Annotated in this window: 11 protein-coding genes; 6 read left to right on the top strand and 5 right to left on the bottom strand. The window is 46.1% G+C overall.

The features are described 5' to 3' along the window. Window positions 1-324 precede the first annotated feature (324 nt). On the top strand, window positions 325-1575 hold the full coding sequence (locus BUB85_RS18265; RefSeq protein ID WP_278319611.1) for an amidohydrolase: 1251 nt from the start codon (window positions 325-327) through the stop codon (window positions 1573-1575). Window positions 1576-1631: 56 nt separating this feature from the next. Here BUB85_RS18265 and BUB85_RS18270 read toward each other — a convergent pair whose 3' ends face one another. Then, on the bottom strand, window positions 1632-2267 hold the full coding sequence (locus BUB85_RS18270; protein ID WP_073112974.1) for a TetR/AcrR family transcriptional regulator: 636 nt from the start codon (window positions 2265-2267) through the stop codon (window positions 1632-1634). A 393-nt stretch (window positions 2268-2660) separates the two neighbouring features. Here BUB85_RS18270 and BUB85_RS18275 point away from each other — a divergent pair, with 393 nt between their 5' ends. From BUB85_RS18275 to BUB85_RS18295, 5 genes are all read left to right on the top strand, one after another. After that, window positions 2661-3707 carry a Wadjet anti-phage system protein JetD domain-containing protein gene (locus BUB85_RS18275; RefSeq protein WP_073112975.1) on the top strand — a complete coding sequence of 349 codons (1047 nt, stop codon included), beginning with the start codon at window positions 2661-2663 and terminating at the stop codon, window positions 3705-3707. 76 nt (window positions 3708-3783) lie between these two features. Then, window positions 3784-5409 carry a hypothetical protein gene (locus tag BUB85_RS18280; RefSeq protein ID WP_073112976.1) on the top strand — a complete coding sequence of 542 codons (1626 nt, stop codon included), beginning with the start codon at window positions 3784-3786 and terminating at the stop codon, window positions 5407-5409. Further along, complete coding sequence (locus BUB85_RS18285) at window positions 5410-6123, top strand: DUF6063 family protein (protein WP_073112977.1); 714 nt, start codon at window positions 5410-5412, stop codon at window positions 6121-6123. It abuts the gene before it with no gap. Beyond that, window positions 6116-10555, top strand: coding sequence for a coiled-coil domain-containing protein (locus BUB85_RS18290; protein ID WP_073112978.1), 4440 nt, complete (start codon window positions 6116-6118; stop codon window positions 10553-10555). Before BUB85_RS18285 ends, BUB85_RS18290 begins: the two co-directional genes overlap by 8 nt. Window positions 10556-10684: 129 nt before the next feature. Beyond that, complete coding sequence (locus BUB85_RS18295; protein WP_073112979.1) at window positions 10685-11638, top strand: ketopantoate reductase family protein; 954 nt, start codon at window positions 10685-10687, stop codon at window positions 11636-11638. A 99-nt stretch (window positions 11639-11737) separates the two neighbouring features. On the opposite strand, the gene BUB85_RS18300 is transcribed toward BUB85_RS18295, so the two are convergent. The 4 genes from BUB85_RS18300 to BUB85_RS18315 all read right to left on the bottom strand — a co-directional run bounded on the left by BUB85_RS18300 (window position 11738) and on the right by BUB85_RS18315 (window position 15671). After that, window positions 11738-13222, bottom strand: a complete 1485-nt coding sequence (locus BUB85_RS18300) for an AAA family ATPase (RefSeq protein WP_073112980.1) — start codon at window positions 13220-13222, stop codon at window positions 11738-11740. A gap of 13 nt (window positions 13223-13235) precedes the next feature. Further along, complete coding sequence (locus BUB85_RS18305; RefSeq protein WP_073112981.1) at window positions 13236-14582, bottom strand: L-cysteine desulfidase family protein; 1347 nt, start codon at window positions 14580-14582, stop codon at window positions 13236-13238. Between the two features lie 183 nt (window positions 14583-14765). Further along, window positions 14766-15206 carry a hypothetical protein gene (locus BUB85_RS18310; RefSeq protein ID WP_073112982.1) on the bottom strand — a complete coding sequence of 147 codons (441 nt, stop codon included), beginning with the start codon at window positions 15204-15206 and terminating at the stop codon, window positions 14766-14768. A gap of 18 nt (window positions 15207-15224) precedes the next feature. Further along, entirely contained in the window at window positions 15225-15671 is a 447-nt protein-coding gene (locus BUB85_RS18315) for an SRPBCC family protein (protein WP_073112983.1), read from the bottom strand. Window positions 15672-15862: the final 191 nt, after the last annotated feature.

Genomic DNA, 15862 nt, shown 5'->3' on the forward strand with positions numbered 1-15862 from the left:
CAGACCACCTTCTTCCTTGTGTTTTATGTCTCCATTGTACTAAAAACTCAGGAAAAAAGCGAATTCACATAGATTCACCTATGGTGAAAATGACTGTGGATAAGTAATGTTTTTCAATGTTCAGTTGTTGTTAAATATATTCAAAAGCCATAGAATTTGGCTTTGAATCAGAGTTATTTGAAAGATTGAAAGAGTAATCCACAATGAATTAAATTATTCAATCACAAACAATTGGTTATCCACCAATTACCGAAATAATATCGCAAAACAGGTTTTAAAAATTCTCTGTTTTGTACAAAAATTAATTAGTTCCCCAAGGGGGTTCTGAACAGTTACGATTTCATAATAAAAGATGTGCCCAATATGCCGACCGCATTTATCGCGGAGTATGGTTCGGGATATCCGGTGATTGGCTTATTAGGAGAGTATGATGCTTTACCGGGACTGTCCCAGAAAGTGTGTGCAGAGAAAAATCCGGTGGAAGAGGGCGGAAATGGACATGGATGCGAGCATAATCTGATTGGGACAGGACTGGTCGGTACGGCAGTGGCACTGCAGGAGACGATGCGGCGAGAGAAGCTGGCCGGAACGATAAGGTATTACGGATGTCCGGCAGAAGAGCAGCTGATTGGAAAACCCATGATGGCCAAAGAAGGGGTTTTTGATGATTTGGATATTGCACTTTCCTGGCACCCCGAAAAGCTGAATCAGGTGATCCAATACAGTTCACTTGCAGTAAAATCGGTCAAATTCCGATTCAAAGGAATCTCGGCGCATGCGGCAATGGCGCCGCAGCTGGGAAGAAGTGCCCTAGATGCGGTGGAGATTATGAACGTCGGGGCAAATTACCTGAGAGAGCATGTAGTCGATACGGCCAGAATCCATTATGTAATTACAAATGGCGGAAAAGTGCCAAATGCAGTTCCAGATGATGCGGAAGTATGGTATATGATTCGGGATCAAAAGCAGAGCATGGTGGAGGAGATTACAGAGCGCCTTTACAAAATAGCCGAAGGCGCCGCCCTCATCACGGAAACCTCAGTTTCACACAAGATTCTTTCCAGCTGCTATGAAATGATCATCAATCCGGAAGTGTCAGAGCTAATTTACAAGAACATGGAAGAAGTCGGCGCTCCGGAATTTGATGACGAGGACCGGGAATTTGCAAGACAATTCACGGATCAGATGAGTGAGGAGGCGCGGAAGGAAGTGATGGACTCTTACTTTGCACCGAAGGAAGTCAGAGACAATCTGCCGCTGCATGACAAGATCTATAAGCCGGATGATTGGGGCAAAGTGATGCCGGGAACCTTTGATCACGGCGATGTGAGTAATATTGTACCGTTCGGTTATATGTTTATAGCAGGACTTCCGGTTGGCATGCCGGGGCATACCTGGCAGGTGACGGCATGTGCGGGAGCAGATATGGGAATAAAGGCTATGATGTGTGCGGCAAAGATCATGGCGGGAACCGTGTATGATCTCCTGCAGGACAACACGCTTGTGGAACGTGCGAAAGCGTCATTTGAAAAAGAAATGAATGGAAGAAAATATGTATCAGGCCTGGGAGACTAAAAAGAGCGGACACAAAAAGTTTCGGAGATAATTTACATCAATCTCCGAAACTTTTTTTATATATGATGCATTTTAAGAAATTCGTTGCTGTTATGAATGATCTTGGCGATGGTCTTATCTGACAGACCGATGTTATAGAAATAATTTGAAATAATTAAATCAGCGATTTGTTCGTAGCTAATCACCAGTTCGTCACGATTCCGCTTAATGATGATCAGACGCTCAGCGCCTTTGAGCGCGGCAATATAGATGCTGTTCTCAGCAGATGTAACAGGCCGGTGATACTCATTGATGACCGCCCAGGACATCGCTATGAAAGCAGGACTGGCAGAAGAGTTTCCGTTGCTGGTCGCAGTAAATTCAGAAAAAAATTTATAATATTCATTTTCACAGTGTTTCCACAAAAATATAGTGTAAACATACATTTTCTCAGCACTTCCAAAGGGAAGAGAAAGCTCTTCTACAGCCCGTTCATAGAGTGCATTGTCAAGATTGTTCATCACAATAGACGCGAGGTTATCTTTTGATTTAAAATAATATGGAATAAGTCCAAGATTGACATCTGCCTTTGCCGCAATTTCCCGGGTGGTTACTTTGTTATATCCTTTTGCGATAAATAGCTCTGTTGCTGCAAGGATGATCTGTTCGGCTGTTTCGTTCTGAGGCAGCTCGTGAAGCGTATCGTGTCTCATAATATAATATCCTCCAATTAGGATTTGAACATCTGTAAGCATTCCCCCACTTCAAGTGCGTAGCTGCAGGATGTTCATGAGCAAGTAGCAGAGCGGATTGCGAATGTCCGCTTTACTGAGTGAATAATTGAGAAGCACTTGATATTATACATGACTAATCGTGAAAAAACAACAGTTATGGTGGAAAATGATGGAAGGAAACGGATTATGGAAGATAATAGAAGCGTCAGCAGGCGCGTGAGAAGGAGATCAAAAGGGAGATTAAAAGATCCCGCATGAATATGTTCTGGCAGAAATGGAAATGTAGAATAATATCCATAAGTGTGATAAAATTTACAGTAGATAAGAGACGGTGAAACAAAAACGTTTGCATAATAAAGGAGAGATGATTCCATGAAACGAATCTCGTTATCAGAACTTATAAAAAATCAAAAAGCAGCATCCTACCCAGAACAATATGCATATGTCATGGAATGCATTGAGAAAGAGAAAGTCCGTCCGGTCAAAAATTCTCCTCTGAACGGGAAGAGTCCGGCACTTCATATGACGTATTGGGTGTTGGAGGAAAAGAAGGATTACAGCGACCTTTTGGAGGAGATAACGTATCGTCTGCCAACTGCGATTTCACCGGATTATTACTATAAACATCCGGAGGTTTATGAAAAAGAAGGAAAATGGGTGAGACAGCTGGGGCGTTATCTGGACACTCGATCGGGAAAACAGGACGAGAGCCATCCCCGGGAAACAGAGGAAAACAGGATTTCGCTCAACGAACGAAGCTTCCAAATATGGGGACAGGAGAAATTTCTGCAAAGAGGTCAGGGGAAAACTGTATTGAAGCACTGCGGTGTGTCTATGGGGCGACTGAACATCTATGAGACAAGCGAGCCGCTTTCCTATTATTCGGCGAGCCGCGAGATTCCCCAGACAATTCTGATCATTGAGAATAAAGACACATTTTACAGTATGAGGAAATTTTTGATAGAAAATCCCGGCATGGCAATTATGGGGCAGCCTGTGCGGACCCTGGTATATGGTGCCGGAAAAGGAATCCTCAGATCTGTCGATGACTTTCGATTCTGTGTGGAGCCATATATGAATCACAGATCCAATCAATATCTGTATTTTGGGGATCTTGATTACGAGGGAATCGGAATCTATGAACGACTGGCGGAATTGTTCGAGGCAGATCATGAAATCCTTCCGTTTGCGGAGGCGTATGACAAGATGCTGGAAAAGGCGGTCCTATGTGAAAAACAGCAGATAGAGCTCCCGGATACAAAGGAAGGGCAGAATCGCAGTCTTTCCGGGCGGTTTTTCTCCTGCTTTCCGGAGGAGAAGGTACAGGAAATGAAGTCGATATTAGAATGTGAAAGATATATTCCACAGGAGATCTTAAACATAACAGACTTGATGACGGATACAACATTTTCGAAATGATGTTCATAAAGACTTTGAGAAATATCGTATTGACACAATTAATTTTACTCGACAAACAAATGAGGTGTACCAATCCATGCAATATGAGTTTTTAAAACAATTTCCCCGGCGTATGAAGCATGTGGGCAGATATGTACTGCTTCTGCAAAACAGCAGCCAGAAGGGGACCTGGAAGAAATATGGATTTATCAAATCGGAGGAGCAGATTAATCTGATTTTTGCCGTGCTGCTGTATGTGATGGAGCAGTCCCTGAAAGAAGAGGTCTGTACCATGGATGACATCGGCGCGTATATTGATAATCTGAATATGCAGTTTTTTGAGAAAAATATGAGTTATGAGGACAGCAAGCTGCTGGGGGATTTTATTCTGAATGTCGTCTTGTCAAATGAAGGAAAACCGATGTACTTTGACGGCTACGATTTTGAACTGAAGGCATATCAGATCATGCATATCAGCTATGTGGCCAATCGCATTGTGTATGTGGACTCGGACTTAAAGCGGACCTCTTACTACTTGACGGAAGATGGCTACAATCTGCTGTTATCGACGCTGGAGATTGAGAACAACATGCAACTCACGATTCACGAGATGATTTTCAAAATGCATTTGGAAAAACAGAGCTACGATAAAGCTGTGGATGAGATCAAGAATGTATTTCAGCTGCTCCGGATTCAGATGCAGAAGATACAGGAGGCGATGAGCAGAATCCGGAGAAACGCACTGAACTATTCGGTCGTCGAATACGAGACGATTCTGGATGAGAATCTGGATACGATCAGTGACACGAAGAAAAAATTTCAGAGTTACAGAGATCTGGTGAAAGCACGTGCGCAGGAACTGGATGATATGAATCTGAACGTGAAGAAGCTGGACGCCAAAGAGGAGGAAAAGCTTAAGAACCTTCGCATCATCGAACAGTATCTCAATCAGACCATCGATGAACATCAGAAGATCCTGGGCAGTCATTTTGATCTGAAATCCCTGTATACCAGAGAACTGGAACAGCTGTCACAGATGTCTTTTATCAAACGTTTCTCGTTTCGAAATGATTTTTACGACCAGATTTTTGCACATCCGGACAGCCTTCAGAGCGTGGACTTGTTTTTGCGTCCGCTTTTTTCAAATGATCCGGATAAAGGGTACAATTTGAAAAAAGTGACCGAGCTGCAGCGCCCGCTTAGAAAAAAAGCCAGAGAAGAGGATGATGAAATCATGGACTTTGGCGATGAAAACTGGCAGGAGGAAGAGGAGCGCAGACAGAGAGAAAAGCTGAAAAAATATGAGGAGAGTTTATCGTTTCTGATGCATAGAGTGATGGAAAAAGGAACGCTGTCACTGGATGAAATCGAGCGAGAAGTAAATGAAAATCCAGATATAAAAGCTGTTCTGGTTCCAAGTGTAGACATTTTTAAAGAAATTATGGTTGAGCTGATCAAAAATAAAGAGATAGATTTAAAAGCACTGCAGAAAGAACGAAGCGAATACATCAGCGACAATTCCGGCATGTTTCAGCTGAGTGAAATGCTGCTCTCCGTTTTAGACAGCGATGTGCCTGCTTTTGGAAAAATCCGCAGGATGACGATCTATCGAAAAGAGGATGGAAAAGTCATTGTGATCAAGGATGTGAAAGACGGCACCGGTGCGGTAAGGACGATAAAGTGCTCAAATATCCAGATACAGACAGAGCGGGAGGGCGAATAGATGGCGTACGAATTGGAAGATATACGGATGGGACAGGAGATATTTTATTACCTGCTGGAGCACCATGAGTTAAATGAAGAAAAAGAACAGGGACTCTACCGGGCGTATACGGAGAGTGAGCAGATTCAGAATCTGGTCAAATCCCAGGGAAGCATCGCACATTCCGATATCGAACGATATGGGAATGTCGTCTATCTGATCCCGAAGGAAGACAACGTGTTTCTGGGGTATTCCAAGGCGCAGCTAAAGACTGCATTGTGTAAATCAAATGGAACGGATAAGGACTATTATCTGGCGCAATTTGCAATCCTGACCCTGCTGGTAGAATTTTATGACGGGCAGGGGGCGACCAGCAAGACCCGGGATTACATGAGAGTTGGCGAGCTTCAGAATTGCATTTCAACCAGATTGAAGGAAGGCAGCGAGCGGATGGACGAGGAGCAGCAGGAGGAGGCCGGCATCGCATTTTCCAATATGCTGGAGGCGTATGAGGCACTGCGTTCCGACGAGCGGGGGTCCAGAGCGCGCACCACCAAGGAAGGATTTCTGCACAACCTGCTTCAGTTCCTGCAGAAGCAGAATCTGATTGAATATGTGGAAGAGGATGAGATGATCAAGACGACCAAGAAGCTGGATAATTTTATGGACTGGAATCTGCTGAATCAGAATAATTTTCAGAGAGTAAAGCGGGTATTGGAGAAGGATTATGAGTAAAATAAATGCAATTCGTATCGTGAATTTAAATTATAATAATAATGCAATTCGGGTCAGCGACGAGATGTTTGAAATGCATGGGGAGAGCACCCTTCTTTCCCTGCAAAATGGAGGCGGCAAGTCGGTACTGGTTCAGATGATGCTCTCGCCGTTTGTGCATAAGAGGTATCAAAATACGAAGGATAGAACGTTTGCCAGCTATTTTACCACGAACAAGCCGACATTTGTCATGGTGGAATGGAAACTGGACGGAGCGGCCGGATACGCCCTGACGGGGATGATGGTTCGTAAGAACCAGGAAATCGAGGAAGAAAGTGCCAATGAGCTTGAGATGATCAACTTTGTCGCTGAATACAAAAAGCGCTGTAACCAGGATATTTACCACATCCCGGTTGTCGAAAAATCAAAAAAGGAGATTGTCTTAAAAAACTTCGGGGCATGTAAGCAGCTGTTTGAATCTTATAAAAGAGACCGTGAGATTTCGTTTTTCTATTATGATATGAACAATTCCGCCCAGATGAAGCAGTATTTTCAGAAGCTGATGGAGTACCAGATCAACTATAAAGAGTGGGAGTCCATCGTCAAGAAAATCAATATAGAAGAATCCGGTCTTTCAAATCTGTTTCGTGACTGCAGAGACGAGAAGGGGCTCGTGGAAAAATGGTTTCTCGAAGCCGTGGAAAACAAACTGAATAAAGAGAAAAACCGTATGCAGGAATTTCAGAGCATTGTGGAAAAATATGTGGCGCAGTACAGGGATAACAAGTCCAAGATCCTTCGTAGAGATGCGATCCAAAGCTTTCAGACGGAGGCTCTGCAGATTCAGACAGAGGCTGAAAATTACCGGCAGTTATCTGAGAAAAAGCAGATGCAGGAAGAGCGTATCGCAGATTTTATAGCCAGACTGAACCGATATCTGTCAGAAGAAAATAACAAAAGTGAGACTGTTCAGCAGGAAATCCAGGCGATGCTGAAGGAGATTGCGCGACTGGAATATGAGAAGATTTCGGGGGAAATCTACGCAATTCAAAAGAAAATCAGCTTTTCCGCCAGCAACTGGGAGATCCTTGGAATGGAGAAGGAGGATCTGGAACAGAAATGGATGGAGATTACAGAGAAGCTGCAGCTGCTCCAATGCGCGAAGCAGCAGGAGCGGGTGAACGAGGCGGCGCAGGAATACGAGGTAGAGCATCAGAGACTGCTTTTATGTAAAGTGAAAAATGAAAATCTGGAGCCGGAGAGAAACGCACTTGGCGGGAAATTAAAAGGGTATTATCAGTCCCTTATTCAGAGCGTGGACGAGCTCATACAGGAATGCCAGCAGAAGATAGAAGCGCTTGAAGAGAAATATGAACAGGAGAAACAGGAAAGAAACCATCTGATTGCGTCAGAAAAAGAGCTTGCCTCCGAAATGGGTGGGCTCAAGGCTAAAATTGCAGACTATGATGACTCAGAGCGTCGTTTTAACAGAAAATATCAGACTGCATTTGGCAGAAATATTCTGGGCGAGTATGAGGGCGGGCTGTTGTCCGTGAGCAGGCAGGAATATGAAAAGGATTTAAAACAGTCGGAAAGTCTCAGGCTATCTCTGAAAAGGGAACTGGAGGCAGAAAAGGAAAATCAGAGGAGCCTGCAGAGACTTCTTCAGGATAAAGATAAGCAAAAAGCCCTGACGGAAAGTGCGCTTTCTGTAGAGAAAGAGAAACGGGAGAGCTTTGAACGGGAGCTTGACGAGCGCAGGATTATTCTGCGATATTTCAATGTAGACGAAAAGAAGCTTTTTTCTGCGGAGGAAATCTTCAGTGCCGCAGACCGCAAGATCAGAGAGGCAGAACGGGCGAAAAATGCATGGATGATCGAGGAAAATGCCCTTCAAAAAGAGTATGGCCGGCTGACCGGTGGAAAAGTTTTAGAATTGCCGGAGGATTTTGAGCACACTCTGGAAGCGTCCGGAATCACCTATGTATATGGAATGCAGTGGCTGCAGAAAAATGGGAAAAGTGTGAAAGAAAATCAGAAACTGGTGGAAACCCATCCATTTCTGCCGTATTCACTGATCATGACCGGAAAAGAGCTGGAGCGGCTAAAGAACCTCCCGGAACATATCTATACGTCCTTTCCGATTCCGATTTTAGTGAGAGAGGGCCTGGAACAGACAGACGGCTCGCAGGGGGATGCGGTGCAGACATTTCCGAAGATCAGTTTTTACCTGTGGTTCAATGAAAATCTTCTCGATGAAGAGAAGCTTTCTCTGATGGTAAGGGAGAAGGAACGCGGGATAAAAAAACTGCAGGAAACGATAGAGCGCAAACAGCAGGAATCAGATGCGTATGTCGAGAAAAGAGAGCGGATTAAGAACCAGAAGGTTACCAGAGAAGACTACGAGGCTGTGAAGGAAACGGTGGCAGAGATTGAGAATCAGAGAAAGCAGCTGGAGCTGGAAATCGCGGTTGCGCGAGAACAGCATGAGGAACTTGGGAATGCGATAGAGATACTGAAAAAACGTGGTGAAGAGACGGAAGAGAGCATCAGGGGGCAGCGGCAGAGACTGACAGACTTTACAGAACTGGAAGAAGCCTATCAGACATACGAACAGAAACGGTCGCTTCTGGGACAGAAGCAAAAGGAGCAGGAGCGCATAGAAAACAGAAAGAGGCTGTGTGAAGAGAATATTGAAAAACAGAATGCGCTGATACAGTCAAAGAAAAATGAACGGGACAGTCTGGGGCAGGAACTCAGAGAGTATAGAGCGCAGCTGCTTCATTATGAACAGTATTCTGTTGAAGCTTATGGCAACTCGTCTTCTGGTGCGGAGAAGGTCTTGCAGAGGGAAATCATTTCCAGGGAAGATGCAGAAAAAATGGAGACGCGATATCGCGCAATCACCAGTGAACTCAGCGGGGAGCAGCAGGAACTGGAGCGGCGGGTGGAGCAGGCCGCACACAGAAAGCAGGAATGTGTGGAAGAACTGCAGTCGCTCTGTGAGAAATACCGGCTGGCGGAGGGGCAGTGGCGCACAGTGAAATATGACCGGAAAGAGGAAAGACATCAGGAGATCGAGCAGGAAGAGAAAAGCCGTAAAATCAAAGAGAAAGAGACCCTGATGCATGAAGAACACGTCCGGATGGAGAAGCAGAAAACAAAAGAAGGTCTGAAACGCGAAGAACTGAAAAAACAATGTGGTGTGGAGGAAGTACTTCCACAAGGCGAGATACGGACGGTAGATTTCGATACAGAAATCAATGAGCGGAAGTATCAGAAAAAAGAGCGGGAAGAGCAGGCCGCAGTAATTCAAAAGAGAATGCAGGGATATGGCGAACTTTTGGCTGCACTGGCAGAGTACAGTGATTTCGTGTGCGGGCATCAGATTACGTGGGAGCAGGATCTGCAATCCATGACGATAAAAGATCTGACCAGACAGAAGGGGATCCTGATCCGGGACTACAATCAGGATCTTGCAGAGATAACAGGAAAACGTGGGGACTTAGACCGTCTTCTTGGAAAAATCAGCCGGATGGAGCAGTTTCAGGATGATTTTTATCAGAAACCGATTGAGACATTGATGAATCTGACCGGACATGCCGCCCAGATATTAAAGCAGTTAGATACCATACTGCAGTCGTTCCAGAGCCTGATGGAAAAACTTCTGGTGGATATCTCCTTTGTAGAAAAGGAAAAAGAAAAAGTGGTGGAGCTCGTGGAAGATTACCTGAAAGAGGTACACACAGAGCTAGGGAAAATAGACCATAATTCTACGATCACGGTCCGGGAAAAGGCCATCAAGATGCTGAAAATCGGACTTCCGGACTGGGAGGAGAATGAGAGCCTGTACCGGCTGCGACTTCAGGATTACGTAGACGATGTCACCGAAAAAGGGGTGGCGATTCTGGAAGAAAACCAGAACATCACAGAGTTCACAGGCATCAGAATTACGACAAAAGCATTGTATGACGCAGTGGTCGGCATCGCAAATGTACAGGTTCGGATGTATAAGATCGAGGCACAGCGTGAATATCCCATCACCTGGTCTGATGTGGCAAAGAACTCGGGGGGAGAAGGATTCCTTTCCGCGTTTGTGATATTGTCCAGCCTGCTTTATTACATGCGAAAAGATGATTCCGATATCTTCGCAGATCGCAATGAAGGAAAAGTGCTGATTATGGATAACCCATTTGCACAGACAAATGCCGCACATCTGCTGAAGCCGCTGATGGACATGGCAAAGAAGACGAACACTCAGCTCATCTGTCTGACCGGACTCGGCGGAGAATCCATCTACAGCAGATTCGATAATATCTATGTCCTGACGCTGATCGCGGCGAATCTGCGGAGCGGGATGCAGTATCTGAAGGCAGATCACATGCGCGGTTCGGAGGAAGAGACGATGATCGTGTCACAGATTGAAGTGGTACAGCAGGAGTTGGTATTTTAAGCGGATTTACCGCCGTTCAGATTAGAAAAGTCCTTTTAACAATGACAGCAATAAGGAGGGGGCAAGATGGAGGAATTAATAGGTGTTATGCAGGAAAGGCGACAGTGAAAAACGGTCAGGAGGATTCTTATGGAAACAAATGATATAGAGAATAAAGAGAAAAAGATTGCTGTCGTAGGAATTGGCGGTGTGGGCGGTTATCTGGCAGGAATGCTGGCACGCACATACCCGCATGTGACACTGGTTGCAAGAGGTGACAGGAAAACTTCGATTGAGGAAAAAGGAATAGTTCTTCACAGTGAGAAAGACGGAGAAATTGTGGTGCATCCGGAACGTGTTGTGGCATCGGCAGAGGAACTGGTGCAGCAGGATTACATTTTCATCTGTGTGAAAAATTATTCTCTGGAGGAAGTATGTGCTCAATTACAGGGGGCTGTGACAGAGGAGACGGTAATCATTCCGGTTATGAACGGAGCGGATACAGCGGAGCGCACACGACGATATCTGGGGAAAGGGACGGTGGTCGATGCGCTGATCTATATTGTCGCTTATGCCAACGCGGATTACTCGATTACCCAGGAGGGGGATTTTGCGGATTTGAGAATTGGGATTATGAATCCGCAGGAGACGGAGCTTCGGAAGGTGAATCAGGTATCAGCGCTGCTGACGAATGCAGGCGTGGATCACAAGGCTTCAGATGATATCGAGCGGGAAATATGGAGAAAATATATTCTCAACTGTGCCTACAACGTTGCGTCGGCCTATTACGACAACAATATCGGTGAGCTGCGCAGTGATCCGGAGAAAGCGCAGGAGTATGAACAGCTTGTACAGGAGGCGTATCAGGTCGCAGTGGCGAAAAAAGTGCATGTTCTCCCGGAACATGTGGACGCGATCATTCATAGATTTTATTACGAACTTGCGGATGGAGCGACCAGCTCACTGCAGAGAGATATCCGGGCAGGAAAACGTGCAGAGACAGACACCTTCAGCGGATATATCGTGACGGAGGCAGAACGTCTGGGTATAGAGGTACCGGTGTCCAGGAGAATGTATGAAGGCCTGCGGGCTAAAACATTGTGAAGAAAGCATAATCGAGTAGGAGGCTAATCAATGAATGGTTAGCCTCCTACTCGATTGCATTTCCACAAAAAACCTGCGTGTCTGTAGCAGTTCGTTAGTTTAGTCAAGGAGCTTCCGCACCATATCCGCATCAAAAGTAACTGCGGAAACATGATTCACCTCAATCTGATAAAGTGCATTGGCAGCCATGTGCTCCGCGGCCTGTTCCAAATCACGGATTCCGGTGGTGTTCTCATATTTTTGAACGACCGCGTCCAGACCGTCTTCGGTCACGACGCACTCATTTTCATGAAGTCCCATGCGGCCCAGAACCTTTGGCAGGGAGAATCTGGAAAAGATGATTTTCTTCTCCTCCGGCGTGTAGTCCGGGATGTCGATCACGGTGAAGCGGGACATCAGCGGCGCGCTGATCTGTGATTTGTCGTTGGCGGTAGCAATCGGGTATACACCGATCGTAGGAATCATGCATTCGATATAATTGTCGGTGAAACCGATGTTATCAAGCAGAGTCAGCAGAACATCGGCAGGATTGCCGTTTCCTTTTCCGGAGGCTGCCTTGTCCAATTCGTTAATAATGAAGACCAGATTTGACTCTCCCGCCATGGAAAATGCTTCCATAATAATTCCCTGTTTTGCGTTAGAGTAAATGCGGGAGCTTCCGGTAAGCTGTTCGGGGTCGTTGATCGAACTCATGTCAAGTGTTGCCCACGGGAACTTCAGGATGCGGGCAACCGCGTAAGCTATCTGAGACTTTCCCGTTCCGGCAGGGCCCACTAGAAGGATACCGTAAGCGGGAAGTGTGTGTGTGCGGTTGATCTGGATGATGGTTTCGATAATCCGCTGTTTGACACGCTCCATTCCATACAGTTCTTCATCCAGAATCCGGCGCGCTTCTTCGGGATCGATCGGCTCGAAATAATTGTTCTTCCACTGGATATTCATCATGATAGAAAGTGCGCGCTGTGCGTGACGGCGTTCCTCAGGGGTCACCTCGTGGGAACGTGCGACCGCGAGATTACGGCGTGCCCAGAGGCGGATGTTGTCCGGCATGGTCCGTCCGGCACAGGTCATAAAGTCAGAGATACTCTGCAGGCTGGTCAACTTCATGTCGTCACCCATCTCGTCCATATCCTCATCCACAAGCTCCTCTGTCGGCGCGTTGCTTGCCAGAAGGCGGTCGATCATGAACTGAAGAAAGCCATCTTCAGCGGATAATTTGGTGGCACCGCCGAAAGCAATCTCACGGATCTTATAGACAGCGTAGCCGTCCGGCCGATTCTTGCCGGAGAGCCGCACGTTAATGTGGCTCTCGCCAAGCCACCGCAGAAGGCTGACAAAACGCGCGTCGATCTGCAGGATATCTGCGCTGACAGTCCCTGTTTCCGTATCAAACTCGAAGGTGGTCTGTTTGCTGGGATTTGTGAAAAAGCCGCTGGAGTGATGTTTCCATTCCTGACCACTGTTGTCGAGAACAAGGATCGGTTTTTCCGGTGTGGCGGTAGTTTCGTTGGAACGAAATGTAGTATAGGTGCACTCGGATGTTTTTTGCTCATCCGGTGTGTGGTTGAAATCAAATACTGGCATGGTGGGTACTCCTTTATTTTAAGTTTGTTATGGTGGTTATATCATGTTGTTCACAGGGCTGTTTGATTGCTCGTTTTGTGCGTTCTTCCATTATATTCAGGATGACCCGATCGGTTTCCTGCATCCCCTGGTTTGCGATTCTGGCGATGTTGGCAATGCAGTCTTCCGGGGTCTGGCTGCATATGCCGTCTGTCGGGCGGAGTGCGGAATTGTCAATGGCAGTCAGTGCGCAGAGGAGTGCGGCCGTGGAAGAAATGGAAACCTTCATGGCGCATCCTACTTTTCCGCCGTCGCAGACCATGCCGGTTATTGTCCCGGTCATGTTGCGGACTGCGTGGCCGATCTGTTCGTCATTTCCGCCGAGGAGCCAGGTGATGGCGGCAGACGCGGCGGTGGAAGATGCCATCGCACAGGTGCACATGGCGGACAGCTTTCCGACACTTGCATTGATATAGCGATTCACAAGGTGGCCGAAAGCGAGTGCTTTGACCTCCTGTTCTCTTGTGGAACCAATGGTTTTTGCGGTTTCACTGATAGGCAGGATGACCACGAGCCCCTTCGTCCCGGCGCCGGAGCTGCTCATTGTGGAGAGTGGACATCCATCCAGACGGCTCTCGGCGGCTGAACTGACCAGCAGCTGAATCCGGTTCATCAGGCTGTTGGTCAAAAAACCGGAATCCATTTGCCTGCGAAGTGTGTCGGCAATTCCGACGCCGACAGAATGAGTCTCAGAGTAGGCCGCAAGCTTCTCGTTCATATCTGCACCGTCCAGCATAAACAAAAGTTCGTCTTCGCTTAACGAGTCCACAGCCTGCCGGATTTCGGACAGCTTCATTTGTTTCAATTTATCTACAAAATAATTTTCGCTCTGCTTTATCTCAGATGATTTCTCGAAAATGATCTGTTCATCCTTTTGGATATCCACAAGATTTGTGTGGCTGTCCCGGATAACGGCGCGGACACGTCCCTGTCGGGTCCGGAGCTCACAGGAGACATACAGATTTTTTTCACTCGGATCAATGGCTACAGAAACAGCGCCTCTCTCGATCAACCGGGCAGCCTCTTCGGCGATCTCAGGCGTGATATCTTCCAGCAGTTCCAGCTCTTTCCCGGGATTTTTCAAAAGTGCCCCCAAGGCAGCGGCATATTCCAGCCCGACTTTATTAAAATGGGGGATTCCGGCGGACATCCCGTTCTTGTAAATATTTGCGTTCACCTTCACAGAAATTTCAAGAAGATCTCCGTCCGCATGCCGGGAAGCATAAGCAGCGCACAGCGCAACACACACAGGCTCGGTACATCCGAGTGCCGGAGCGACATCCTTTTTTAAAAATGAAATAATCTCGTTGTTTGTCAGCATGATGAACCTCTCTTTCGTTTTTGTCAGGTGTGAAAGTACGAATATATTGTAGCAAAGATGCAGGGCTTACTCAATGAAATCTTAGCAAAGAAAATAATTCAAAAATGCATAGCAGAGCAGTAAAAAAGAATGGTACGCTTCGATCGGCTCTGCAGGGCGGGGAAGAAAAAGGGCGGTGGGGTATTAGTGCTTCACAAGCGTAACAATGCCCGCGTTTGTATCGACCGCAAATACCGCCTTTTCCTCGAAACGGACAGAATCTTTAAACGTGATGCGATATCCCAGATTATCGGCGTATCCACAGACACTTGCGACAACGGTGTTTCCTTTTACAAAAAGAAGCTGAACCATCCCCTTGTTGACTGTTTCCTGGATAGAATGACTGCTGAATCCAATGATTTTTTCGATTTCATTTTTGGTCGTGTAGGGAGAAAAGGTATACACAATATCCCAGTCAAAAGGGACGATCTCATTAAGCGTAACTTGCGTTTCCCCGCTGACAGACAGGACAGATTTTTTCAGCTCGTAATTATGGCAGGCAACAAGCGGGCTGCCCGTCATGAGGAAAACGAGTAGGAAAATAATAGCAATCAGGCTGATAGGGACAATGATTTTCTTCTTCAAAAGGATACCTCCGGGGTCTTAGCGCGGCGTTTCAGAGGTGCTCCCGTTCTCCGTAGAAGGTGTACGGGGAGCACTGCGCAATGCTTTTTCTAAATCAGAAATGAACTGTGTCTGCTGCTTTTTTAAAAAAGCTTTTACAAATGGTTTCATAAAAACTTTTTTGGCGGTCACATCCTCGGTAAAATCGATTTCGGTTTGGTCATCTTTCTGCGTAAAAATGCCGATCCAGTGTCCGCTCATATTTTCATTCTCCATGTCAAATTCCCAACGCCTGTAAGGTTCAGAAGCGGTGATTGTAAATGTTGTCGCGTACCCGTCTTTTGTGTATTCGACGAATTGTTTTTCACTCAGGATTTCGGTCTTGCCCAGATCACTGCGCCACGTATAATCCTCCACAGAGGTGACGACCTGCCATACGGTGTGGATGTCACTTGGAAAAGTTGTTTTTATATTTGAAATTGCCATGTTCGGGCCTCCTTCTTTCAATCTGACTGTGTATAGTAAAGTGATCATGTAAAGGTTTTTTGCTGTAAATGTATTGTACATATTCTAGCAGAGTTGGTAACTGTTCAGAACCCCCTTGGGGAACTAATTAATTTTTGTACAAAACAGAGAATTTTTAAAACCTGTTTTGCGATATTATTTCGGTAATTGGT

Source organism: Hespellia stercorisuis DSM 15480 (assembly GCF_900142165.1).
In the GTDB taxonomy this organism is placed as follows: domain Bacteria; phylum Bacillota; class Clostridia; order Lachnospirales; family Lachnospiraceae; genus Hespellia; species Hespellia stercorisuis.